The sequence below is a fragment of the Actinomycetes bacterium genome (assembly GCA_024222295.1).
GTDB lineage: Bacteria > Actinomycetota > Acidimicrobiia > Acidimicrobiales > Microtrichaceae > JAAEPF01.
Map to the genome: position 1 here is coordinate 233109 of JAAEPF010000034.1, position 24827 is coordinate 257935.

Below are 24827 nucleotides of genomic sequence, written 5' to 3' on the forward strand. Positions count from 1 at the left end.
GGTGGTCGGATGAAAACACAGGGGGTGTGTCCGTTGTTGCCTGAAGACGACACGCCGCGCAACGACGCGGCCAGGATGATCCGCAAGTGGGGGCCGTTCTCGGCGATCATGGCCGCGATCGCGCTCGTGGGCGTGCTGGTCCTGGTCAACGAGCCAAGCGACACCGAGCAGGTCGCCAGCCCCGGCGCGGGTGGCGAGTCCGCCGGCGCAGGCGAGGATGGGGAACCCGGAATCGGCGCCCCCGATCCCGTCGGGCAGATGCCCCTCACCTACGCGGAGGCCGAGGAGGAGGGCACGGTCGACGACTACGACTGGGGCGACAACTGTGACACCGAGCGCGGCACCATCAAGCTACCGAGTGTGTACGCAGCGCCCTGCGTGCCGGTGTGGGAGGGGGACAACGGCGGTGATACCTCCACCGGCGTGACGGGCGACTCGATCAGGGTCGTGTGGTACGACGCGTCCGAGTCCGGCGGCCTGGACTCACTGCTCGGCGACGCCGGGCTCAAGGACACCTCCGAACAGCAGTACGCGACGATCCAGGACTGGTCCGAGCTGTATGCATCGGTCAGTGAGACCTACGGCCGCGAGGTGGAACTCGTGCGCTACGCGGCGACCGGCGCATTCGACGATGCGGTCGCCGCACAGGCCGACGCCGAGCTGATCTCACAGGACATCCAGCCCTTCGCAGTCCTGGGCGGGCCACCCAGCGACGGTGGTGCCTTCGCGGACGAGTTGGCCCGCAACGGCATCATCTGCATCGGCTGTGCACTCGGCATGCCCGAGTGCAAGATGCGCGAGAACGCGCCATACAGCTGGGGCAACTCCCCGGCGGTATCGCACTTCATCGATGGCCTGACTGCATGGGCGACACCGAGTGAGGGGCACACCGGCCTGGTCGGCAATGCGGAGTACGCCGGCGACCCGGCCTTGCAGGCCCAGGAACGGAAGTTCGGCGTGATCCACTTCGAACAGGATCCGCCGGTGATGACCGTCTGTCCGGGGCCTTCGGCATGGGGCGAGGATTGGCTGGTCGAGACCTACCTGCTCGATTTCGCCACGATGCCCCAGGTGGGCACCGAGCTCGTGGCCAAGATGAAGACGGCGGGAGTCACGTCGATCTTCTTCGGCGGCGACCCGCTCATGCCCATCTACCTCACCAACGCCGCCGAGTCCCTCGACTACCACCCCGAGTGGATCTTCACGGGCACCGTGCTCACCGACACCAACTCGTTTGCCCGCCTCTACAACCAGGACCAGATGCGCCAGGCCTTCGGCGTTTCCCAGACCGGCGTGCCGGTCAACTCCGACAACGGAGGTGCCCTTGCGTTGTACCGCTGGTACTTCGGCGCGGACGCGTTCCCCGACGCCAGGGCGGGCTATGCGGTGCTCAATGCCAACATCCCCCGCCTCTACCGGGGCATCCAGCTCGCGGGGCCCGACCTGACACCCGAGACGTTCGAGTTGGCCATGTTCCGTATTCCACCGCTCGGTGGGGACCCCGTGTTCCCACAGCAGAGCCACGGTCGCTGGGGCTACTTCCCGGAGGTCGACTACAACGGCACCGACGACCTCGCCGAGATCTGGTGGGACGCGGATGCCGAGGGTCTCGACGAGACCGACAAGCCCGGCAAGGGCATGTGGCGTTACGCCCGCGGCGGTGCCCGGTTCACCCCGGACAACCCGCCGGAGCCCGCCCCCTTCGTGGAGGAGGACACGGTGACGCGCTTCGAGGAACTGCCCGAGGAGAGCCGTGGCGGGACCTACCCGCCGCCGGCCGGGTCTCCGGCCGCATCTTCCTGACGTGCGCCCGCCCCGGCGGCGTGCGCGCCCCGGGGCCGGTATCAAGTCGGATTCGACAGTGGGTCGTCGGTGGGAGCGAGGCTCGCGATCGCGTAGTCCACGACCGCCAGCTGGTCATCAACCAGCGAGTCACGTGCGCGCCCGTGCTCGAGCCAGCGATCCCACACAGCGGTGCGCCCTGCGACGAGCAGGGCGGCGACCATCGTGGAGTGCAGGTCGTCGGCCGCCGCACCGCGGTCGTGTGCGAGCGCCGCTGCGACGGCCAGCCGGAGTGACCGCTCGGCCTCGGCTCCCATGGCCACGAGAACCGGATCGCGGTCGACCCACTCCCGGAACCCGGCCAGGTTGTCGAGGTACTTGCGCGTCGTGGCCGACGTTGGCTCGGATGCCTCGGTGGCCTCGAGGGTCACGAACCGCCGCCAGGTCGCTATCGCGTCGACGCTCCGGTCCGGGTCGGCCAGGTAGGCCTTCAGCTGCTCCAGTGGCGATGTCATCGGTGCCAACGCGAGCGCAGCCTTCGAATCGAAGTAGCGCAGCAGGGTCTGTGGAGTGATCTCGACCTCGGCACAGATTTCCTCGAGGGTCGTCTGCGCGTAGCCCTTTTTCTCGAACAGCCGCTGGGACACCTCGATGAGAGCGGTGCGCGTGCGTGCCTTCTTGCGTTCGCGCAGCGACGCGGACTCGGTGCCGTCGTCGACCAGTTGGAAGTGGTGGTCAGTCGTCACAGGCCCTACTCCGACCATTGACCGTCTGTGAGCGTGAAGTGTTAACTGTGAACACTTTGTTGAGCTGACGACTGTATGAAGCGCTGAAGCGCTGCACAACATCCGGGGTGGGGTACCGATGGCCACAGACGGCGAAGCCGCAACCGATGAGCGAACGCAACACCGCGAGGAGTTGAGGGCGAAGTACGCCGCGGAGCGAGACAAGCGCCTGCGGTCCGACGGGAACGCCCAGTACCTTGCGCCTTCCGGTCGGTTCGCCCACCTCTTGGATGATCCGTACACGCCTCGGTCAGACCGCGACCCGGTCGACGACGAAGTCACCGTCGCCATCATCGGTGGCGGCTTCGCCGGGTTGTGCGCCGGAGCCCGGCTGCGCGAGGCGGGCATCGACGACCTGCGCATCATCGAGACAGGCGGCGACGTGGGCGGCGTCTGGTACTGGAACCGCTACCCAGGGGCGATGTGTGACACGGCGGCGATGATCTATCTGCCGCTGCTCGAGGAAACGGGCTACATGCCCACCATGAAGTACGTGTACGGCCACGAGATCTTCGAGCACGCCCAGCGCATCGCCGACAAGTGGGACCTGCGCCGCAACGGCCTGTTCTCCACCGAGGTCGAGACACTCGAGTGGGACGACAGCTCCGACCGGTGGGTGATCACGACCGACCGCGGCGACACGGTACGGGCGCAGTTCGTCGCGATGGGCACAGGGCCACTGAGCATCCCGAAGCTGCCAGGGATCCCCGGCATCGAGGAGTTCACCGGCCATACCTTCCACACGGCTCGCTGGGACTACGACTACACCGGCGGCGATCCCACCGGCAAGCCCATGGAGAACCTCGCCGACAAGCGGGTCGGGATCATCGGCACCGGTGCCACCGCCGTGCAGTGCATCCCGCCGCTGGCACGCGACTCAAAGGAACTGAACGTGTTCCAGCGCACTCCTTCGTCCATCGACGTGCGCAACAACCATCCGATCGACCCGGAGGAGTTCTCGAAGCTTGAGCCCGGCTGGCAGCGCGACTGGCTGATGAACTTCGCCACGCTCCAGACCGGCGGTTTCGCGGATGAGGACTACGTGATGGACGGATGGACCGACATAGCGAAGCGCATCCGCGATCGCATCATCGAAGAGATGCAGACAAGCGGTGAAGCCGGCCTCGAGGTGATGCTGCGGGCCTTCGAGGACTCCGACGACGAGAAGATGGACGAGATCCGTGCCCGCGTCGACGAGATCGTCGAGGATCCTGCCGTCGCCGAGGCGCTCAAGCCGTGGTATCGCCAGCTGTGCAAGCGGCCGTGCTTCCACGACGAGTACCTGCAGGCATACAACATCTCGGGCACCCACCTCGTTGACACCGATGGCCAGGGAGTGGAGCGCATCGACGCCGCCGGGGTATGGGCCAACGGCGAGCACTACGAGCTCGACTGCATCGTGTTCGCATCCGGCTTCGAGGTGAGCATCGCCCACAAGGCCAACTACGAGACCGTCGGCCGGGCTGGGCTGAAGCTGTCCCAGCACTGGGAGGACGGCATGCAGAGTCTGCACGGCACCCACGTGCACAACTTCCCCAACCTGTTCATCATCGGGCTGTCCCAGGGGGCCAACCTGATCTCCAACATCACCTCCAACCTTGATGAAGCCGGCAAGTCGATCGCGGCGGTCGTCGCACATGCCGGTGAGGTGGGTGCCGTGAGGGTCGAAGCCACCGAGGAGGCCGAGGCCGCGTGGGTCGCCCAGTTCGAGGGCCAGGAGGGCGGGTTCCTGGGCAACCCGGACTGCACGCCCGGGTACTACAACAACGAGGGCCAGCCCACTGGTCGCCGTGAGCGGCTCAACGCGAGCGGCTACCCGCAGGGCCCGGTCGCGTACTTCAACTACATCGACCGCTGGCGCAACGCCGGTGACTTCGACGGGCTGGAGTTCAGCGCCGGCTAGGCCTCGTGTGGCTCAAACCTTGGGCCAGAAGCGCTCGATCAGGCGCTCGGCCATCCACTCGTTGAGTTCGTTGACGTCCGCGAACGGCTCCCCGGTGTGGGGGTCGGTGGGCTGGTAGGGGGGCGGGCCGAACTCCGGTGCCAGCGCCAGGTGTTCGGCACCTGCCTTGCTCTGCGTGTCCCAGATGAGCTGCCACCACGCCTCGAAGGTCGCGACGTTGTTCCTGAACCTGACCGACCGAGGATCGCCCACCTGTGGACCTTCCTCATGGCCTATCCGACAGTCGATCTGGGCCGTGGCGGCGGCTACGTCCGAGAGGATGTCCTCCGGCAGCCCGAGGGACTCGAGGACGCAGGTCCAGTGTGAGAGGTCGGCACAGAGCTCGAGCCCATCGATCTCCGCCAGTGCTCGCTGGGTGGTCAGCGGGTTGAAGAACGGCCGCATCCGGTGGGTTTCGTGCAGGATGCGAAGGCCGAGGTCGGCGGCGATGCGGTTGATCTCGGCGATGAAGCCGATGGCCAACTCCGGTGGCCATCGATCGCTTCCGAGCTGTGCGACCACGTGCAGGGGCTCGAACTCCGCGGCCGCCACGAGGCCGGAGCGCGCCATCGTGGTGTGTTCCGCCACGCTGGAGGCGAACGAGAAGACCTGGGGTACATAGCGCAGGCCGGCCTGTTCGAGTGCATCGGCGAAGGGTTCGGGCTCGGGGATCATCTGCACCGGTGACGCAACCGCGGCCCAGGGAAGGCGAGATCCCCCGAGGTCACGGATGGCGTCGGGCTGGTCAGCGGGTTCGTCCGCCAACCCCCAGAGCGTCCGGATCATCAGCGGCTGCATCTGCGAACCCTATTGCCGGCGTCCGGGGCTGGCTGTGACCTGATCCTGGGTCGCATCGCAGGCAATCGGCCTGGCTGGCCAAATGGCTGATCTTCTAAACGACCGCCCGCTGCGGCCGATATCCGAAGGGTCCGGAGAGTACTCAACATCAGTTGTGGTGCGAAGAGAATGGAAGGTGCTATGACCGAACCTGAGACCGCAATCCGGCAAGTCCCGGTTGACCGCTCGATCGGCGTGGGATCCTCGGTGTTGGCTGACGCCCGCTCAGCCGCACTGCAGGCGACGGAGCAGGCGATCGGACCACTCGAGCCCAAGCTGCTGGTCGTCCTGGCCAGCTCGAGGATCGACCAGGAGGCGCTGCTTGGCGGCATCCGTGAGGCCGCCCGTGGTGTGCCCATGATCGGATGCACCACCTCCGGTGAGATCTCCGGCGGAGGGCCGGCCCACAGCGGTGTCGTGGTCATGGCCATCGGAGGGGACGGATTCTCGATCGCCACCGGGATCGGTGAGATCGAGGGTGACGACCTGCGCGGTGCGGCAGCCCGGGCAGCGCGGTGCGCATCAGAGGTCGAGGACCGCGAGTCGAAGGTGCTGTTGCTGCTGTCCGACGGTCTGGCGGGTGATCAGCAGGAAGTGGTGCGTGGCGCCTACCAGCAGGTCGGAGCCACCTTGCCACTCGTGGGGGGCTGTGCGGGCGACGACATGGAGATGGAACAGACCTTCCAGTACTTCGGCGACAGGGTGGTGCGACGCTCCGTCGTCGCCGCAGCGATTTCCTCTGATGCTCCGATCGGGATCGGGGTGAATCACGGCTGGCAGCCCGTTGGCGTGCCCATGGTCGTGACCGAGAGCGAGGGTGTGGTCGTGCACCGCCTCGATGACAAGCCTGCTCTTGATGTGTACCTCGACCGATTCGATGCGCCAGCCGACGTGCGCAGCGATCCAGCGGCCTTCACCCGCTTTGCCGAGACCCGGCCACTCGGCCTCTCTCGTCGCAGTGGTGACGAGATCCGCTTCGTGGCGACCGCCAACTTCGAGCAGCGGTCGATCCAGTGCTTCGCCGAGGTTCCCCAGGGAGGCACGTGCAGCATCATGAACGGTGACGCAGAGTCGATTCTCCAGGCAACCGAGGATGCCTGTGGCGAGGCGCTCGCCCCCCTCGATGGATCCGAGCCGACAGGGATGCTGGTGTTCGACTGCATTGCGCGAAAGGGCGTCCTCGGCGACGAGGGAATCGAGCGCGAGGTCGGTCGGATCTCCTCGCACAGCAGGGGTGCCCCGGTGGCGGGCTTCTACACATACGGCGAGATCGCGAGGGTGTCGGGAGCCACGGGCTTTCACAACCAGACCCTCGTTGTGTTGGCACTCGGCTGAAATGGCAGACCAGAAGGCCCCTGCGACTGCGCATTCAGCTCCGTCGCTCGCGGCGTCCTGGTCCACCGAGCAGCTGGCCCAGTTCCTCGAGGTGTTCGGAGCGCTGGGCGACACCCCCATCCGCCAGATGGCCATGGATCGGGTGGTCGAGTCACTCGACGCTGAAGTGGTCGCACTCGTCGAGGCCGGCCGCGTTTCCTGCTCGCGCGGGTTCGCCGCGGGCTCCGAACCGGCTGACAAGTTGATTCAGGCATGCAGGGTGCGCTCGCGTGAGGCCGAGCTGGGTGACCTGGGACCACTGCACACGTCGGTTGTGTCGGTTGACCGGTCCTCGCAGAGCTACCTGCTCGTCGCACGCCCGCAGCCCGCATTCGATCGCGAGGAAGACGCCCTGTTGCGGGTGATGGGCAGGGCGCTTGCACTGGCGCTGCACAACGCCGAACTCGTGGACCAGCTCGGTGAGCGCCAGCAGCTCTCAGAGAGGCTGTTCCGCATCGAGCAGTCGATCTCGCACCGGGCGCCGCTTCAGGAGGTGCTCGACACGATCACCCGGGGTGCTGCGGAGCTGCTCAACGCCGACGTGGTCGGCATCCGCCTCGTGCTCCATGACCCGCCCGGCGACTATTCCTCCATGTGGGGCGTAAGTGCTCCCCTCAAGGCGGCGTTCGCCGAAACGCAACTGACGGATGGGTTCAGCGGCCGTGCCTTTGTCCAGGACCAGCTCACGGTCACTGACAACTACGCGGCCGAGATCGACCGGACCGACGGGGACGGGGTGTATCAGACGCACGCTGCGATGGCCGCGCCCATCCACCGGGATGGCAACCCGACCGGCGTGATCTCGGTCGCATCCACCGACGTCGCCAGGAAGTTCAGCGACGCAGAACGCGAGGTGCTGCTGCTCTTCGCCCAGCATGTCTCCCTCGCGGTCAACGATGCCTCTGCGGCCGGCCGCATGCGTCGCTCGCTGGCTCAAACCACGCACATGGCCAGCCACGACGACCTGACCGGGCTACCGAACCGGTCCGCGATCATTGGCCAGCTCGACGTGGCGCTCGCCACCGCCTCCGAGCAGGCGCCTCTATCGCTGCTGTTCGTCGACATCGACCGGTTCAAGACGATCAACGACGTGTACGGCCACGCCGCAGGCGACGAAGTGCTGGTGCAGGTGGGAAGACGGCTCGCGTCGACCGTGCGGAGCGGCGACGTGGTGGCCCGTCTGGCAGGCGACGAGTTCCTCGTGATGGCCAGTGGCCTGCACCAGCGCCGCGCCGAGGAGTTGGCCGAACGCGTGGCGATGGCGGTGGCGGAACCCGTTCACGTACAACAGCGCGAACTGGCACTCACGGCGAGCATCGGAGTGGCGCTCGCAGTAGAGCCCACCGGAGGAGAGGATCTGCTGGCAGACGCGGACGTGGCGATGTACCGGGCGAAGCAGTTCGGCCGATCGACGGTGGTGCACTTCGACAGCGCCATGCGCACCGAACTCCGTGAGCGGACCGAACTCGAGAGCCAACTGCACGCGGCGCTTAACACCCAAGGCCAACTCCGGGTCCACTACCAGCCGGTCTTCCGCGTCGAGGACCTGCAGGTGGAAGGTTTCGAAGCCCTCATCCGTTGGGAGCAACCCGAGATCGGGATGATCGCACCCGGCCAGTTCGTGCCGCTGGCCGAGGAGACCGGCCAGATCACCGAGATCGACAGGTTCGCGCTCAAGACCGCCGTGGCACAGCTGGCCGAGTGGCGGAGGTCTGCGGCGCGGCACGCCGATCTGACCATGGCCGTCAACGTCTCGGCCCGCCAGTTCGGCGACGAATACCTCGTGCCTTCCGTCGCCGAGGTCCTCCAACGGTTCGACCTGCCGCCGGAGGCACTCGGCATCGAGATCACCGAGACCACCCTCATGGAGGAGACAGCCGAGACCCTCGTGTCACTCAACGCCCTCAGAGAACTCAGGGTGGGCCTGGCCATCGACGACTTCGGTACCGGTCACAGCTCCCTCGGCTACCTGAAGCGCTTCCCGGTCGACACGCTCAAGATCGACCGCAGCTTCGTGGCCGGTCTCTGCCACGACCGCGATGACGAGGCCATCGTGACCGCGACCATCCGGCTGGCCGATGCGCTCGGACTCAAGACGGTGGCCGAGGGAGTCGAGAGCGAAGAGCAGCTCGAGTGGCTCCGCGAGCAGGGGTGCCAGCTCGCCCAGGGCTTCGTGTTGGCCCGGCCTGGGCCGGCAAGCGAGATCGAGCGGCTCTACCTCGCGCCGTTATCCGCGCCCGGGCTCGCGAACCTCTGAAGCGCTGCGCGTGGCTGTCATCCACTTGTCCGGACCAGCGGAGCGTCGCGCCTCGCGGGCCCGGTCCATCTCGTCTTCGACCATCGCCCGCACGAAGGCGACGTCCATGTGGGGCACTCGGACCCGTACGGGGCCCGGCACCGTGTCGAGGTGAACGGAGGCGAGCCGGAGTGGACGCTCCCAGGGTCCCTGGGTGATCCGAGCTGACTGCACGCGCCCGTGGGGCACCACGGTCCACCACTGCTCGATCCGGCCCCGCCGCGCCATGAACACCTGGCCGTTGGCGGCGGCGCCGATGTTGCGCCACTGGATCGGGGCCCGCCACCGCGCACGGCGGGGAACCGGGAGCCAGTCTGGCGAGTCGAGGTCCACGCCGGGTAGCACCCGGGCCACGACCTGTCGTGCCGTCGACCAGTTCGTGACGGGCAGCAGCACCGTGGAGCCCCGGTTGGCCCGATCACCGGAGTCCGGGTTGCCGCCGAGGTCCACCGTGACCCGCACCCAGCCGAGCATCCGCCAGATCGGACCCGAGGAGAACCCGACCGCGTGCACCCGCCCCGGCGGCACCGTGTTGGCCACCTTGCTGGTCAGTCCGTGGCGCACGCGCAGGCCGTCAGGGCTCTCCGCGACCGTGAAGTCATACCGGGTCAGGAACTCACTCACGACCTGGAACGCGGGCACGCCGCCCGTGACCAACGCGATGCCCAGAGCTCCCACCCCACCGGTGAGGAACGCGGAGGTGAGCAGCACGCCCGTGAGCAGGAACAGTGAAATCGTCTGCACGCGCAGGAGCTGTGACAGGAGCAACTCGCCGTTGCCGACCGTGGCGAGCACCTGTTCGGGTGCCTGGGGGGCCGACTCGTCGACGCCGGCTGCGCGGGCGATGATCTCATTGCGCAGTTCGTGGGCCTCCGCCGAATCCAGGTAGCGCAGGATGACCCTGGACCCACCTCCGGCCACCTCGATGACCACCTCCGCCAGGCCGAACATCCTCGGCAACAGCGGCTGGCTCACCTCCACCGACTGAAGGCGCGACAGCTGCACCTTCTGGTGGTTGTGCTGGATCACCCCGGAGTCGACCCGGAAGTCACCGGCGTCGTCGAAGCCGAAGCTGAACCTCTGCCATTGCAGGTAGCCGACTGCGGTCCCGATCCCCACCACGGCTGCGGTGGCCGCGGCGGCAGCGATCAGCCGCGTCTGTGCTGAGGCACCGCTGAACACGAGCGCGGCCAGCAGGATTCCAGGCGCAACACTGACGGCGCGTGCGAACGGCGTGAGCGGATGCAGCTTCCGGTCGGTCACAGTCCCGCGTTCCGTTCCTCGCCGCGCGCAGCGAGGCGGTCCCTGAGCGCAGCGGCCTCGTGCGGGGGCAGCCCCGGGATGGTCGCATCGGTGGTCGCAGCCGCTGTGTGCAACTGCACCGTCGCAACGCCGAGAGCACGGTCCAGCGGTCCTGCGCGGAGGTCGACCAGCTGCATCCGTCCGTATGGAACCACCACTAGCCGACGGAACAGGATGCCGCTGGTCACCAGCAGGTCATCCGCGCGCTCGGAGTAGCCGTAGGAACGTACGCGCCGGCCGATCAGCCACCACAGCCAGACCAACACAACGAGGGTCAGCGCTCCGACCACGATCGCCCACTCCGGCTGGCCGACAAGCGCGAGCACGCCAGCGCCGATCGCCGGGAAGGCGAGCACGATCACAAGGGTGATTCGCCTGGCTGTCGCCATCCGGTGCGAAACGGCGGTCCACTTGTCTCCAGGTGGCCTGAATGCGCTGTCCATCGAAGGAGCCTGATCCGTTGCCGTGCCGTCCTCTTCTGCCATGACCCAACGCTACCGGCGCCCGCTCATCGCCGGTCGCGACCCGGGTGGAGCTTGACGGTGCTGTCGGGCGCCACTTCGCTGGTGCGATGCACGTGTCGATGACGGTTCCCACCGACGACCTGGCGCAGGCTCGCACCATCTACCGCGACCTCGAGGCCCTCGGGTATGACCGGGCATTCTCCTTCGAGGCGAAACACGACCCCTTCGTGCCACTGGCCGTTGCCGCTGAGCACACCACCCGTGTGCAACTGGGCACGGCCATTGCGATCGCGTTCGCGCGTACGCCGATGACACTGGCCAATGTGGGCTGGGACCTGCAGACGATCACCGGCGGCCGGTTCACCCTCGGAATCGGTTCCCAGATCCGGCCCCACATCGAGCAGCGCTTCTCGATGCCGTGGTCGGAACCCGCCGGCCGGCTCCGCGAGATGGTGCTCGGCATCCGCGCCATCTGGGACACATGGCAAGACGGCGTGCCGCTCGACTTCCGCGGAGACTTCTACACCCACACGAGGATGGTTCCGGCATTCGACCCCGGGCCGAACGACTTCGGCCTGCCCCCGGTGTTCACCGCCGGTGTGGGGCCGAGAATGACCGAGGTGGCGGGTGAGGTCGCCGACGGATTCCTCGTGCACCCGGTGAACACACGCCGCTCGCTTCAGGAGATCACGGTTCCGGCAATCAAGGACGGCGCAGAACGCGCCGGGCGCGACGCGTCGGACGTGGAGCTCGTGTGCGTGACGATCGTGGTCACCGGCCGTTCCGAGGAGGAGTTGGGGCGCAGCCGCGAGGCGGTCCGAGAGCAGCTCGCGTTCTACGGAACCACGCCCGCGTACCAGCGTGTGTTCGACCTGCACGGCTACGGGGAGCTCCATCCGGAGCTGAAGTCCATGGCGAAGGCCGGCCGGTGGGCAGAGATGCCACGGCTCATAGACGACGAATTGATCGAGACCATCGCAGTCGTTGGAGAACCACACGAGATCGCCCCGGCGATTCGCTCGCGCCTGGCCGGCATCAGCGACTCGGTGAGCCTGGTCAACAACCGCGCTCCCGACCCCCGGCACTTCGCCGAGGTCGTCGCCGATCTCCACTCCTGAACTGCGGGGGATTCGGGGCCACCGAGCAGCAGGTTCGGGAGTTCTTGGTAGGTTCCGCAGGGCGAGGACGTGTTCGGTCGGACAGGACAGGAGTCATCTGTGCCAGATCTGGTGGAGTATCCCGAAGGATCGCCGTTTCCCGGCTTGATCGGGCGCACGCTCGAGTCATCCGAGCCGGCGTGGCCGGCGCCCAACCGGGCGCGTGAAGGCAGCCCCAACGTGCTCATCTACCTGCTCGACGATGTCGGCTACGGGCAGATGTCCGCGTTCGGGGGGCTCTGTGAGACCCCCAACCTCGACCGTCTCGCCGATCGGGGACTGCGCTACTCCAACTTCCAGACCACGGCCCTCTGCTCACCGACCCGCGGCTGCGTGATGACCGGGCGCAACCACCACCGCCTCGGCCTCGCCGCGATCACCGAGCTGTCGATGGGGTATCCGGCTCTCAACGGCATGATGGGCCCCGAGCACGGCTTCGTTTCCGAGATCCTGCTGGAGCACGGCTACAACACCTTTGCGGTGGGCAAGTGGCACATGACGCCTCCCCAGGAGACGTCGATGGCCGGGCCGTTCCATCGCTGGCCACTCGGCCGGGGGTTCGAGCGCTACTACGGGTTCCTCGGAGGTGACACGGACCAGTGGTTCCCCGATCTGATCCACGACAACCACCCGGTCCGCCAGCCGCAGACCCCTGAAGAGGGCTACCACTTCAACGCCGACATGGCGCAACACGCGATCGAGTTCATTCAGGACGCGCACGTGAACGCGCCGGACAAGCCGTTCCTGCTCTATTACACGCCCGGCGCCGGCCACGCCCCGCACCACGTGGAGCCCGAGTGGATCGAGAAGTACGAGGGCCGTTTCGATGCCGGCTGGGACGCCTATCGCGAGGAGGTGCTGGCCCGCCAGAAGGAGATCGGCATCGTCGCCGCGGACGCGGAGTTGCCCCCGCGGGATCCCGACGTACCCGCATGGGACACCCTCGGCGACGACGCGAAGCGCATGTACACCCGGCAGATGGAGGTGTATGCGGGCTTCATCGAACAGACCGACCACCACTTCGGAAGGGTGCTCGAGTTCCTCGAGCGCACCGGACAGCTCGACAATACGATCGTGATCGCGATGTCCGACAACGGCGCGAGCGCCGAAGGAGGGGTTCACGGCACCTTCAACGAGGGGCTGTTCTTCAACTTCATTGCCGAGACCCTCGAGGACAACCTGGGCCACTACGACGCCTGGGGTTCACCGGACACGTTCTGCCACTACGCATGGGGCTGGGCCTGGGCCGGTGACACGCCGTTTCGCCGCTGGAAGCGCGAGACCTACCGCGGCGGCATCACCGACCCGTGCGTCGTGTCGTGGCCGGAGGGCATTCGGGCCGCCGGTGAGGTGCGCAACCAGTACACCCACGCGATCGACATCGTGCCGACACTGCTCGACGCGATCGGTATCGACCCGCCGGAGGTCATCAAGGGAGTGCCCCAGTCGCCGATGGACGGGGTGAGCTTCGCCCACACCTTCGATGACGGGGATGCACCGTCGAAGCACCACACCCAGTACTTCGAGATGTTCGGGCATCGCTCCATCTACCACGACGGATGGAAGGCGACGTGCCCGTTGCCGGGCCCGAGCTTCGCCGAGGCAGAAGAGCACGGCCGTCGGTTCGGCACACCGCTCACCGAGGAGCTGCTCGACGCGCTCGATGCCGACGGTTGGGAGCTGTACAACCTCACCGATGATCCATCGGAGCTGAACGACCTGGCTTCCGGGATGCCCGCCAAGTGCACCGAGATGGTGCAGCGCTGGTACGCCGAGGCGGGTGCCAACGGCGCCTTCCCGATTGCGTCGGCAGAGCTGCAGCGCCTCGCCCAGAAGCGACCCAGGATCGCCCGGCCCAGGAAGTCGGTCACGCTGCACCAGGGCGGCTCACCGATCGCGTTCGCCGTGACTCCCCGGTTGCTGAACCGCCCGTTCAGCATTGCGGCAACCGTCGAGGTTCCCGAAGGTGGCGCCGATGGGGTGCTCCTGGCCCAGGGCAGCCGCCATGGGGGATTCGCGCTGTTCGTGAAGGACGGGCACCTCCACCATGTGCACAACTACGTGGGACTCGAACGCTTCACGGTGTCCTCGGCGGAGCCCGTACCCACCGGTGAGGTCGAACTGCGCTACGAGTTCGAGCCGACGGCGGGTCCGGACCTGCTCGCCGGTCACGGCTCACCGGGTCACAGCCGCTTGTTCGCGGACGGGGAGTTGGTCGGCCACGCAGAGTTGCCCTACACCACACCGATCGTGATGGGAGTGCTCGGCATGAGCTGTGGCTACGCCGCCTTCGACACGGCCGACCCCGACGCGTACTCGGCTCCGTTCCGCTACGGGGGTCACATCGCCCAGGTCGTGGTGGACACCTCCGGTGATCTGGTCGGCCACGATGAGGCCGACCTCCGCCGGATCCTGGCCAAGCAGTAGGTCCTCCCCAGATGACCTGAGGCAGAGCAATCGTTCCCAACGCAGCGACGCGGCTCGCCAGTGTCACATCTCGGTGCCAACCTTGACGGATGCCCCTCCGTGCAACCCTGGTGCTGTGCTGTGCAGTCCTTGCCGGCTGCGCGGGCACGAGCGCGGCCGATGTGACCGCTGGCGGCGCCGGCGGGCGGGCACCCTCCGAGCAGGTCGCGCCCGAGTCGACGACGTCGACGACATCGACCACCACGATCGCTCCGCGACCACCGGCCAACACACTCACCATGGAGAAGCTGAGGCGAATCACCGGCGACATCAGTCCCAAGTCGGTCGTGGCTTCGGGCGACGGCACCGTCACGGCACAGAACATGATGTACCGCCACACCGTCACCGCATACGACGCCGACGGGAACCTGATTGCCACAGTGCCCGATTCAGTCACCCTGTCCGACTTCGGCTTCGAGGATGAGGGTGAGTTCCAGGGGGCGCCCGTCGAGGCGGCCTTCATGCCGGATGGCAGCGCCGTCTACGTGTCCAACTACTCGATGTACGGCCCCGGCTATGGAGAGGGCAGCGACAAGTGCAGCCCTTCGGATGACACTGCTCCCAGCTACCTGTACCGGATAGGCACCGACGACTGGCAGATCGACCAGGTGATCGCAGCGGGTGCGGTCCCGAAGTACGTGGCGGTCACCCCCGATGGCGAGAAGGTCATGGCCACCAACTGGTGCACATATGACATGACCATCGCGGACACCGAGACGGGGGAAGTCCTCCAGACGCTGGACATCGGCCGCTATCCACGTGGCATCGCGGTGTCGCCCGACTCGTCAAGGGCATACGTGGCCATCATGGGAGGCTCCGAGATCGCAGTCGTCAACCTCGATGACGGTTCACTCAGCTCGTTCAGTGGCGTCGGCCAGGGTCCGCGCCACCTCGTGTTGAGCCCCGATGGTCAGTATCTCTACGCCACCCTCAATGCCGAGGGAAAGGTCGCCAAGATCGACGCCAACACGGGTGAGGTGATCGCCAAGGTCTCAACCGGCAGCCAGCCTCGCTCCATGGACATTTCGAGTGATGGCACTTCGTTGTACGTCGTCAACTACGAGAGTGACAACGTCACGAAGCTGGCAACCGACGACATGTCGACACTGCAGACCGTGCCGGCCGGTCACCACCCGATCGGGATCAGCTACGACCGCTCGACCGGGCGCGTGTGGGTCGCCAACTACTCGGGTTCGATCGACGTGTGGGACGAAGTCGAGACCCCGGCGGGCTGACAGGGTCCGTCCCTCACGCTTCGAGCGGGCCTGTCACCATGAACCAGATCGGCGCCCCTTTGCTTGCGGGGTGTCACCGCGGTCGCCGACCACGAGCATTGGCTGGGGTTGCATCCGCACTCCGATCAGCTGGCCGGTCAGCTGGATTGTGCCCTGCGCGTCCACCGTGCTCGCCCGCCGATGGCAGCTCCGCGATACTTGCAGCACAACCGCTGCGCAGGCCCGATGCGCCGGCCGAAGGGGGACAGGATGTCGATGACCGAGAGCAAGCACTGGGGCGAGATCGACGGGGTGTCCATCGACTTCCCGATGGAGGTGACCGACATGAACTCGGCCACGCTCACCTGGTCGGTTCCCATCGAACCCGCTCGTGCACTCATCCCCGGTGACGGCTTCGAGGTGGCCGACGTGGGCGAAGGCACCGCCATGCTGGTGCTGGCGCTGGTCGACTACCGCGAGAACCCTTGGGGCGACTACGACGAGGTCAATTTCGGCATGCTCGTGCACCCCACCGGGCGGCCGGAGGAAATCGGAGCGTTCCAGTGGCGCATGCCGGTCAACCAGCAGATGACCACGACGGCGGGGCGCGAGGTGCTCGGCCTTCCCAAGACGGTTGAGGAGCTCTCGTTCTCCTACACGGATGACACGGTCACGGTTGAGCTGGCGATGGGAGGCGAGCCCACGCTGACCGCCACGTTCCCGCGGCCGGAACCGCTTGGCGAACCCAGCGCCGAAGGCACCCTCACCTACTCATACCTCGACGGGGTGCCCACCCTCGTGCCGCTCACCATCGAGCTGCCGACCGGCATGATCGACCCCGCCGATGTCCGCCTCGAGCTGGGGTCGTCGCCGGCAGCCGACGAATTGCGGAGCCTCGGGTTGCCTAAGTCACCCGACATCGCGATGTGGGGCGAAGGCCTCAAGGGCACCTTTGAGTGGCCCACGCCGGTTTGATCCGGAGCCGCTGATGTCGGCGGAGAAGGCCTGGCAGCAGTCCCGGGCCGTGATCGACGACCCCGAAGCCGGCGAACAGCTGTCGCACAAGGAACAACTGCTCGCGACCTGGGAATCGCGCACGACCCCGTTGATCGTGTTGGCAGCCGTGCTGCCGCTGGTCGGCCAGTTCGCCGAGACACCCACAAAGGACGTCTCACCGGTAGTCGAGTGGGCTTGCTGGGCGGTGTTCGCGGTCGACCTGGTGGTGCACGTGGTCCTTCGGCGCCGCTACCTGCTGTCGCGAGACGGGGTCTTCGACCTGGCGATCGTGGTCATCACGTTCCCCTGGTACCTGGTGACCGGCAACAACGGTTCTGCGGTGCTGGTGGTCGCAAGGCTCGCCCGCCTGGCGAGGATCTTCGTGGTGGCCCGCCGGGGTGCCTCGAACCTGAAGAAGCTGATGGAGCGCCTCGGGCGCGTGGCGCTCTACGCCGCGGTGACCGTGGTGGCCGCGGCGTTCCTGATCGAGCGCATCGAGGGGCCGCCCCAGTTCGGCACCTTCGGTGACTCGTTGTGGTGGGCGATCGTGACGATGACAACTGTGGGCTACGGCGACCAGGTGCCAGAGACTGCAGCCGGGCGATTCGTCGGCGCGATCACCATGATCGGCGGCATCGCCGTGCTCGGTGCCCTGGCTGCGAGCCTCACGTCGTTCCTCGGGCTCGACAGGACGAAGCGAGCGAACGGCAGCGGGTCGGCCTCGGGCAAGCAGGCGGTGCTTGGTGCGGACGGTCCTGTTGCACCATCTGCGCAGGCCACCGTCGCCCCGCCTGCCGCTGTGACGTCCCATGTGCTCGCCAGGAAGCACGCAGGGCAACAGCAGGGGGCGCCGGCTGACCCGGATGCGGACGCCGCAACGGTGGATCTGCGCCGCGAGATGGCCGAGCTTCGCCGTGAAATGGCCGCCCTGCGCCGGGTAATCGAGTCGAATGAGGGTTTTCCGCCAGAAACCTGACACGCGTGTCATAAACTGAGGGTCTCACGGTGGAGGTGACCGGTGGACCCAACGGGCGCTGTCAACACAGACACGGGCGAGGCAAACCCTTACCTGCCCGAGGTAGCCGCAGATCCGCGGTCGTTCTACGAGGCTCTGCGCACCGGCTGCCCCGTTGCCTCCTTCGAAGGTTTCGGCAAGGGCACGTGGATCGTGAGCCGATTCGAAGACGTCCGCTACGTGCTTCGTCACCCTGAGATCTTCAGCAGTGACATCGTGGCGGTCGACATCGGCCAGGACCGCCCGCTGATTCCGCTGCAGGTGGACCCGCCGCACCACGCCAAGTACCGCAGGGTCATCGACCCCACCCTTGGTCCGAACGAGATCTCGCCGCTCGAGACCGAGGTCCGCAAGCTGGTCAACGAACTGATCGACGAGTTCATAGACCGCGGTGAGGTCGACGCGCACGCCGACTTCACCGTGCCGCTTCCCTGCACCGTGTTCCTGCAGCTCTGCGGGCTCCCACTCGAGCACCTCGAGCAGTTCCTGCAGTGGAAGGATGGCATCATCCGTCCTGGCACCGACGACGTGGAAGAGGCTGCCCGCATCCGCAAGGAGACCGGCGCCGCCATGTATGCCTACTTCGAGCAGGCGCTCGACGAGCGCGAGGGCCAGGAGGGCGATGATCTGCTCAGCCGGTTCTTCACGTCCGAGGTGGATGGTCGCAGGATGTCCCGCGAGGAGATGCTCGACATCTGCTACCTGTTCATCCTCGGTGGACTCGACACGGTCACTTCCACCCTCGACTGCTCACTCGCCTACCTGGCCGAGTACCCCGAGCACCGCCAGGCGTTGTCCGATGACCCCACCCTCGTGCCCGCCGCGGTGGAGGAGCTGCTACGCCTCCACACACCGGTGATGCAGGTGTTGCGTGCCGTCGCCCAGCCGACCGAACTGCACGGAGTGAAGATGGAGCCGGGCGACACAGTGATGGTGATGCTCGGCGCAGCCGACACCGACCCCGGCGAGTTCGGCCTCGAGGCAGATGAGTACGACGTATACCGCGAGGCCAACCGTCACCTGGCGTTCGGCGGTGGCCCGCACCGCTGCCTCGGGTCACACCTCGCGCGTTTCGAGTTGCGAATAGCCCTCGAGGAGTGGCATCGCAGGATCGCCGACTACTCGGTGAAGCCGGGCGCCACCCTTGACTACTCGCCGGGCATCCGGGAGATCGCCGAGTTCCCGCTCGTGTTCACGGCGTCGGGGCAGGGCTGACGCGGGCATGAGGATCGTGCTCGACGTCGAATCCTGCACGGGTCACGGCCGTTGTTACGCACTGGCGCCCGCGGTGTTCGCTCCCGACGACATGGGCCACTGCGAAGTGGTGACCCCAGAGCCCACTTCGGAGCAGGAAGAGCTCGCGAGGGCAGCAGTCGCGACGTGTCCGGAGGATGCGCTCGGCATCGAGGAGTAGCGGCGGATCAGCGGCCGCGGAACTCGGGCGGTCGTTTCTCGCGGAACGCGGTCATGCCCTCCACGAGGTCGGATGACGCCGTTGCCAAGGCCTGGAAGTGCCCTTCCAACTCGAGGCTGTGCGCAAGGTCGGTCTCCATGGACCGGTTGAGCAACGACTTCGACATCCCGAGTGACCGGGTGGGCCCACCCGCGAGCTCGCTCGCCAGTTGTCCAGCCTCGGCTGCCATCTCCACCGGGTCGGCCACATGGCGGTACGCGATGCCTTCGTGCACGGCATCAGGCCCGACGATCCCGTCGCCGAGCATCACGAGCTGCTTCGCTCGCACGAGACCGACGAGGCGCGGCAGCAGGTAGGCGCCACCGGCGTCGACCACGAGTCCCCACCGGGCGAAGCTCCAGCGGAACTCCGCGGCGTCGCACACGAACACGAAGTCACACGCCAGCGCGAGGTGGGCACCCGGACCGATTGCCGGGCCCTGGACCGCTGCAACCGTTGGCTTGTCGAGTTCCCACAGGCCGCGGATGAAGGCCTGCACGCCCGCATGCAGGGTCTGCGAGGTGGACCGGGGATCGAAGTCGGCGTTGCCCGCCTGGGCGACGGTGGAATCGCGCAGGTCCATGCCCGAGCAGAACGCGTCGCCGGTAGCAGTCACCAGCACGCAGCGAACCGCATCGTCGGCCCGGCTGGCCCGTACCGCATCGAGAAGGTCGTCGCGCATCTCCGGCGTGAGGGCGTTGGCCGCGTCGGGCCGGTCGAGTGTGATGTGGCCGACGCCGTCGTCGGTGACCTCGAAGCGGAGCATTTGGTCCTGCCTGTGAGTGGGTGATCTGTTGCTACTCGTTGGTGGTGAGGACGTTCACGACCGATACGCCGCTTCCGCGGCCGCCCACGTTGTGCTGCAGGGCGAAACCGTTGTGCACCTTCACCTGTCGCTCGTCGGCCTGTCCGCGTAGTTGCCACCAGCACTCGGTGAGCTGGGCGATCCCCGTTGCGCCGATCGGATGGCCCTTGGCGAGCAGGCCGCCCGACGGGTTCACTGGGATCCTTCCGGTGAGCGATGTTTCGCCCTCGGCCGATGCGATGCCGCCCTTGCCCTTCTCGAAGAAGCCGAGGTCCTCGATGTCGAGGATCTCGGTGATCGTGAAGCAGTCATGCACCTCGGCCACGTCGATGTCGGCCGGGCCGATACCGGCCATCTCATAAGCGCGCCCCGACGCCTCGACCGTGGCAGTCAGCCCGACGTAGCCGGACTTCTCATGCAGGTAGGGGTGGTCGGTGGCCACGCCGAATCCGGCGACGTGCACCGGAGCGGCGGTGTGGTCGCGGGCCTTCTCGGGCGTGGTGAGGATCACAGCCGCGGCCCCGTCGGTCTGCGGGCAGCAGTCGAGCAGGCCGAGCGGGCTGCACACCGGCGCAGCTTCGACCACCTGCTCCACGGTCACCTCGTACTGGAAGTGGGCGTAGGGATCGAGGCATCCGTTGTGGTGGTTCTTGACCGCCACCGACGCCAGCATCTCCTTGGTGGTGCCGAAGTCGTGCATGTGGCGGGTGGCGAACGGCGCGAACAGCACAGGTGCCGACTCACCGCGCGTGTACACAGGGTGGCCACCGGCAGCGCGGGCGAGCAGCCCCTCTTCGGAGGACTTGTCGCGCATCTTCTCCACACCGATGACCAATACCGTGTCGTAGGCGCCGGACGCCACGGCCATCGCGCCCACCCGGAAGGCGTCGCTTCCCGAAGGACACGCGTTCTCGATGCGCGTACACGCCACGCCGTTGAGCCCGATCGCGCTGGGCACGGTGTTGCCACCGATACCCTCCTGGCCCCAGAGCGTGCCCCGCTGCGTTGCCACGAATACGGCGTCGATGTCGGAGGTGTCGAACCCGTTGTCCACCGACGCCACTGCGGCGTCGAAGGCGCCGCGGGCCATCTGCTCGTAGGATTGGTCGAACAGTTCGCCCATCTTGATGAGCCCGGCTCCCACGATGGATGCACGGTTCCAGGTCATGTCGCCACCTTCCATCCGTAGACGGGCACGCCGCGCTCGATCGTGTAGCGCCGTAGAACCAGCTCAACGGGCATTCCCACCTCGAGAGCCGAGCCGTCGTCCGACCCCTGCAGTTGCACCCGCGATCCGTCGTCGAGGTCGACGACGACGAGTGGCAGCGGAGCCTCGAAGGGTGCGGGCATCGTCTGGTTGACCACAAAGGTCTGGACCGTACCGTGGTGGGGCAGCTCTGCCACGTCGAACTTGTCGCCGCCACAGCCCGGACAGCTCGGATGAGCCGAGGGCGGCAAGTTGACAACGCCGCAGTTCACGCAGCGCGCGCCGAGGAGCCCCAGCACCTCGCGCAGGTCACGCACGAACATCGCGGAGCCCGGCGGGATCGCCATCTCGACCGACTCCCCAGTCGCCTCGAGCTGACCGCGGGACCTGAGCACCCTGGCGTAGTCGGCCGGCATGCCCTCCGCGAGCAGGTCGCCGAGCGCTTCCGGGGCGCCCGGGACGGGCTCGTCCACGGCCAGGCCCAGTGCGGTGGCTCGTCCACCACCCCAGGCCAGAAGTGCCGCCGGGCCCGATTCCCCCAGCGCGGCAACCAGTCCGGCCAGGGGAGCGGCGGCGCCGAGGTCCCCGAGGTGGGTGCGGACTGCGGCCGACACCGGGTCGCCCAGCTTGAGCTTGCGAGACAGCCCCTTGGCGAGGCGACCGTCGGGGTCGGCGAGCGACCACCGAGTGTCGGGATGCATGCCGAGCGCCCCGATCACGTCGGCGGCGAGCGGCATGAAGGCTTCTTCGCGTACGAGGCGGCTGTCGTAGGTATCGCGCGTCTCGGTCTCGTCGTCGCCGCGGTAGCGGTCGAGCAGCGGCTCGAAGCGTGACGCGACTGAGTCAAGTCGTGCGCCTGCACCGTCACGCCTCAGTACGAGGGCGACCGCGCCGGCACCTGCTGCCGTCTCGTGGCCTGAACCGAGCGCGGGGCGCAGGGCCTCGGAAGCCACGACGAGTGCCGTACGGACGCGGCCTGCAGCCACTGCGTCGGCTGCCGCCAGGAGGGCGTCGACCCCAGAGTGTGGAGAGCCGGCGATCGCTGTGCCGTCGGTGGATGTGTCGAGTCGCAGTGACGCAGCAAGAGTGGACCAACTCGGCCCCTCTGCGAACGGCAGTCGCGAGGTGCCCCACCAGAGGCCGTCTATCGATCCGGGTCCCACACCGGCTGCGCCCAGTGCCCGAGAAGCCGCGGACGCAGCCAGAGTGAGCGTGTCCTCGTCGGACCTGCATGCCGCAACCTGGCCACGGCCGCCAGTGCGGCCCCATGCCGAGTTGATGGCGGACACGGCGAGGCGAAGTGCCGGTGCGGCCGCACCGACTGACACCAATTCCGCGTCGAGTCCCCTGGGAGTCAGGATTCTGTCAGCCATGGCCGCACCATAGCTGACACGCGTGTCAGTTGACCCGGCTGGCGTGCACCGGGCGCGTGGTCAGCAGTCGGGGTCCTGCCAGATCCGGTCTTCGTTGCAGATTCCGTCCACGGGATCCGAGTTGTATTCGTCGGACAGCGAGTCGCCGAGGATGAACACCGAGACGACGACCACGGCCCCCGCCAAGACTCCCAGGGCTCCTGTGATGATGCCTGCCAGTGCCATGCCGGCCCCGTTGCCGGCCATCTCGTTGGCCTTGTTGCGACCGATGAAGCCGAGGACCACGGCGACGATGCCGAACACCATCCCGACGAAGCATGCCCAGAACAGCAACACGCTCAGGATGCCGCAGACGAGCGCGCCCACGGCCAGCCCGTTGGTCTGCGAGCCCTGCACCGGGGCGGCGCCATACGCAGCGGCACCAGGCATCCCCGGCGGCGCAGCTGGTGGTGGCACGGAACCAGGTTGCTGGTAGCCCCCCGGCGGCGGCGGTTGGGCACCGGGAGGAGGTGGTGGTGCTCCCGGGGGCGGTGGCGGTGCTCCCGGGGGTGGTGGTCCTCCCGGGGGTGGTGGTCCTCCCGGGGGTGGTGGTGCTCCCGGGGGTGGTGGTGCTCCCGGGGGTGGTGGTGCTCCCGGGGGTGGTGGTGCTCCCGGGGGCGGGCCGACCGGCGGCTGTGAGGGGGTGGTCGGTTCCCCTGGCGGATCGCTGTCGGGAGGTGGGAAGTCGGACATGGCTGTCCCCGGTTCGTCGGTTGGACACGGACTCTGTCCGCGCCGTCACCGCGAAACGCTAACCAGCAGCCACCGCCGTGCCGAGGATGGTGACCGACGCGTTGGCGCCCCGGCCGATGGTGTGCGCCAGTCCCACGCGGGCGCCCTTGACCTGGCGGTGGCCGCCCTCACCGCGCAGCTGGAGGGCGAGCTCCACCACCTGGCCGAGACCGGACGCGCCCAAGGGTTCTCCCTTGGACAGCAGGCCGCCCGACTGGTTCACCGGAAGCCTGCCCCCCGGTCCGAAAGTGCCCTCGGCCAATATCCGCGCCTGCTCCCCACGGTCGCAGAGGCCGAGCTCGTGCCACACGAGCAACTCGCGGGCCGCGTCGGTGTCCTGGCACTCGACCAGGTCGAGATCGTCGGGGCCGACTCCGGCCGACTCCCAGGCGTCCTGGGCCGCCAGCGTCGATGGTGGGGTGATCCCGGTGTCGTCGATTCCGGCCAGCGGCGTCGATTCATCGAGTACGGAGCCGGGGAGGTGGCTTCGCAGCTCTGCTGCGAGCAGCCTCGGCGTGCCGGGTCCGGCCAGGTCGGCCCTGCGCAGCACCACTGCCGCGGCCCCTTCGTTGGGTGCGCAGAGCATGAGCAACCGCAGCGGGTCACACACCATTTTCGATGTGAGCACCTCGTCGGCCGTCACGACGGTGTTGAACATTGCGTCGGGGTTGTGCACTCCGGCGGAGCGGTTCTTGACCACGAGCTCGGCCAGATGGCCGGCGCCGAGGCCGTGTTCATCCATGAGGCGCCGGGCCCGCAGGGCAAAGTACGCGGGTCCGGCGGACAGGCCTGCAGCCTCCATCCACGGCTCGAAGAACGAGCTGCGGATCATCCCCGAGCCCATCTTCTCGATACCGACTACCAGCACCGTGTCGTACTGGCCGGCGGCGATCGCGCCCGCTGCGAGCGAGAGGGCGGCACCACCGGACGCGCAGCCCGCCTCCACATCCACGATCGGCACCCCCGTCAGCCCCAGGGCTCCGAGCACCCGGTGCCCCGATGCCACGCCCCCGTAGGCGGTGGCACAGAACGCCGCCTGGAAGTCACCCCGTGCGATGGACGCGTCGTTCATGGCGTCGTGTAGTGCGGTCGCGCCCATCGCGTGGGCCGAGGTGCCTTCGAAGCGGCCGAACGGGTGCAGGCCGATCCCGGCCACCGCCACATCGGCGGTCACGGCGCCACCTCGGCAAAGGCCCATACCGTGCAGTCGTTGCCGTGTGCGTCGGTGACCGTTTCGGCGACCACGGTCATCGGCGTGCCTCCGGCCAGCTCAGCGGGGGAGTCGGCCTTGACCCGGCCGACCACCCGCAGGCCGTCGTCGAGTTCGACCACGCCCAACCCATACGGGACAGGACCCGAGTAGCCCGGCGGCGCAGCTCTGACCTCGGTGCACTGCCAAAGCTCACCTGTGCGGGGCAGGTCGATCGGTTCCACGTCGTCGGCGCCCGTGTAGGGGCATACCGGCTGCAACGGGAAGTGGGTCAGGCCACTCGACTGCGACCTGCCGCCGAGAAGGGTCAGGCCGTCCGAGTCGACGCGGAACAGCCCTCCGACGATGGGAGGTGGTGTGCCGCTGCTCACGCCGCGG

21 protein-coding genes are annotated in these 24827 nt (G+C 67.5%); 11 read left to right on the plus strand and 10 right to left on the minus strand.

What is annotated here, in order from left to right; translation table 11 throughout:
• The first annotated feature begins 9 nt into the window (after positions 1 to 9).
• Positions 10 to 1803 (plus strand): hypothetical protein, encoded by a 1794-nt coding sequence (locus GY812_13710; GenBank protein ID MCP4436537.1) that lies wholly within the window; start codon positions 10 to 12, stop codon positions 1801 to 1803.
• A gap of 41 nt (positions 1804 to 1844) precedes the next feature.
• On the opposite strand, the gene GY812_13715 is transcribed toward GY812_13710, so the two are convergent.
• Positions 1845 to 2528 carry a TetR/AcrR family transcriptional regulator gene (locus GY812_13715; protein MCP4436538.1) on the minus strand — a complete coding sequence of 228 codons (684 nt, stop codon included), beginning with the start codon at positions 2526 to 2528 and terminating at the stop codon, positions 1845 to 1847.
• Between the two features lie 118 nt (positions 2529 to 2646).
• On the opposite strand from GY812_13715, the gene GY812_13720 reads away from it, so the two are divergent.
• The gene (locus GY812_13720; protein ID MCP4436539.1) at positions 2647 to 4470 is read left to right on the plus strand and encodes an NAD(P)/FAD-dependent oxidoreductase; all 1824 of its coding nucleotides are present in this window, start codon (positions 2647 to 2649) and stop codon (positions 4468 to 4470) included.
• A 12-nt stretch (positions 4471 to 4482) separates the two neighbouring features.
• Here the strand turns inward: GY812_13720 and GY812_13725 are convergent, their stop codons facing one another.
• Positions 4483 to 5307, minus strand: coding sequence for a hypothetical protein (locus GY812_13725; protein ID MCP4436540.1), 825 nt, complete (start codon positions 5305 to 5307; stop codon positions 4483 to 4485).
• 180 nt (positions 5308 to 5487) lie between these two features.
• Here GY812_13725 and GY812_13730 point away from each other — a divergent pair, with 180 nt between their 5' ends.
• On the plus strand, positions 5488 to 6681 hold the full coding sequence (locus tag GY812_13730; GenBank protein ID MCP4436541.1) for a hypothetical protein: 1194 nt from the start codon (positions 5488 to 5490) through the stop codon (positions 6679 to 6681).
• Between the two features lies 1 nt (position 6682).
• The gene (locus GY812_13735; GenBank protein MCP4436542.1) at positions 6683 to 8977 is read left to right on the plus strand and encodes an EAL domain-containing protein; all 2295 of its coding nucleotides are present in this window, start codon (positions 6683 to 6685) and stop codon (positions 8975 to 8977) included.
• On the opposite strand, the gene GY812_13740 is transcribed toward GY812_13735, so the two are convergent.
• Together GY812_13740 and GY812_13745 are read right to left on the minus strand one after the other, a co-directional pair.
• Positions 8948 to 10279 carry a PH domain-containing protein gene (locus GY812_13740; GenBank protein MCP4436543.1) on the minus strand — a complete coding sequence of 444 codons (1332 nt, stop codon included), beginning with the start codon at positions 10277 to 10279 and terminating at the stop codon, positions 8948 to 8950. The two genes, GY812_13735 and GY812_13740, sit on opposite strands and share 30 nt — an antisense overlap.
• Positions 10276 to 10761, minus strand: a complete 486-nt coding sequence (locus GY812_13745; GenBank protein MCP4436544.1) for a PH domain-containing protein — start codon at positions 10759 to 10761, stop codon at positions 10276 to 10278. Before GY812_13745 ends, GY812_13740 begins: the two co-directional genes overlap by 4 nt.
• Positions 10762 to 10889: 128 nt before the next feature.
• Here GY812_13745 and GY812_13750 point away from each other — a divergent pair, with 128 nt between their 5' ends.
• From GY812_13750 to GY812_13780, 7 genes are all read left to right on the plus strand, one after another.
• Entirely contained in the window at positions 10890 to 11900 is a 1011-nt protein-coding gene (locus GY812_13750) for a TIGR03617 family F420-dependent LLM class oxidoreductase (protein MCP4436545.1), read from the plus strand.
• 108 nt (positions 11901 to 12008) lie between these two features.
• Positions 12009 to 14366 (plus strand): arylsulfatase, encoded by a 2358-nt coding sequence (locus GY812_13755; protein ID MCP4436546.1) that lies wholly within the window; start codon positions 12009 to 12011, stop codon positions 14364 to 14366.
• Positions 14367 to 14455: 89 nt separating this feature from the next.
• Entirely contained in the window at positions 14456 to 15640 is a 1185-nt protein-coding gene (locus GY812_13760) for a YncE family protein (GenBank protein MCP4436547.1), read from the plus strand.
• 255 nt (positions 15641 to 15895) lie between these two features.
• Positions 15896 to 16594: an acetoacetate decarboxylase family protein gene (locus GY812_13765; protein ID MCP4436548.1), complete on the plus strand. Its 699-nt coding sequence runs from the start codon at positions 15896 to 15898 to the stop codon at positions 16592 to 16594.
• A gap of 13 nt (positions 16595 to 16607) precedes the next feature.
• Positions 16608 to 17591 carry an ion transporter gene (locus tag GY812_13770; protein MCP4436549.1) on the plus strand — a complete coding sequence of 328 codons (984 nt, stop codon included), beginning with the start codon at positions 16608 to 16610 and terminating at the stop codon, positions 17589 to 17591.
• A gap of 42 nt (positions 17592 to 17633) precedes the next feature.
• Positions 17634 to 18845 carry a cytochrome P450 gene (locus tag GY812_13775; protein MCP4436550.1) on the plus strand — a complete coding sequence of 404 codons (1212 nt, stop codon included), beginning with the start codon at positions 17634 to 17636 and terminating at the stop codon, positions 18843 to 18845.
• Between the two features lie 7 nt (positions 18846 to 18852).
• Positions 18853 to 19044, plus strand: a complete 192-nt coding sequence (locus GY812_13780) for a ferredoxin (protein MCP4436551.1) — start codon at positions 18853 to 18855, stop codon at positions 19042 to 19044.
• A gap of 7 nt (positions 19045 to 19051) precedes the next feature.
• On the opposite strand, the gene GY812_13785 is transcribed toward GY812_13780, so the two are convergent.
• The 6 genes from GY812_13785 to GY812_13810 form a co-directional block, all read right to left on the minus strand.
• Positions 19052 to 19849 (minus strand): hypothetical protein, encoded by a 798-nt coding sequence (locus GY812_13785; protein MCP4436552.1) that lies wholly within the window; start codon positions 19847 to 19849, stop codon positions 19052 to 19054.
• 31 nt (positions 19850 to 19880) lie between these two features.
• On the minus strand, positions 19881 to 21056 hold the full coding sequence (locus GY812_13790) for a hypothetical protein (GenBank protein MCP4436553.1): 1176 nt from the start codon (positions 21054 to 21056) through the stop codon (positions 19881 to 19883).
• Entirely contained in the window at positions 21053 to 22468 is a 1416-nt protein-coding gene (locus tag GY812_13795) for a hypothetical protein (protein ID MCP4436554.1), read from the minus strand. Before GY812_13795 ends, GY812_13790 begins: the two co-directional genes overlap by 4 nt.
• A 60-nt stretch (positions 22469 to 22528) precedes the next feature.
• On the minus strand, positions 22529 to 22924 hold the full coding sequence (locus GY812_13800) for a DUF4190 domain-containing protein (GenBank protein MCP4436555.1): 396 nt from the start codon (positions 22922 to 22924) through the stop codon (positions 22529 to 22531).
• A gap of 334 nt (positions 22925 to 23258) precedes the next feature.
• Positions 23259 to 24413, minus strand: coding sequence for a thiolase family protein (locus tag GY812_13805; protein MCP4436556.1), 1155 nt, complete (start codon positions 24411 to 24413; stop codon positions 23259 to 23261).
• Positions 24410 to 24820 carry a DNA-binding protein gene (locus tag GY812_13810; protein ID MCP4436557.1) on the minus strand — a complete coding sequence of 137 codons (411 nt, stop codon included), beginning with the start codon at positions 24818 to 24820 and terminating at the stop codon, positions 24410 to 24412. The genes GY812_13805 and GY812_13810 overlap by 4 nt, the downstream gene beginning before the upstream one ends.
• Positions 24821 to 24827: the final 7 nt, after the last annotated feature.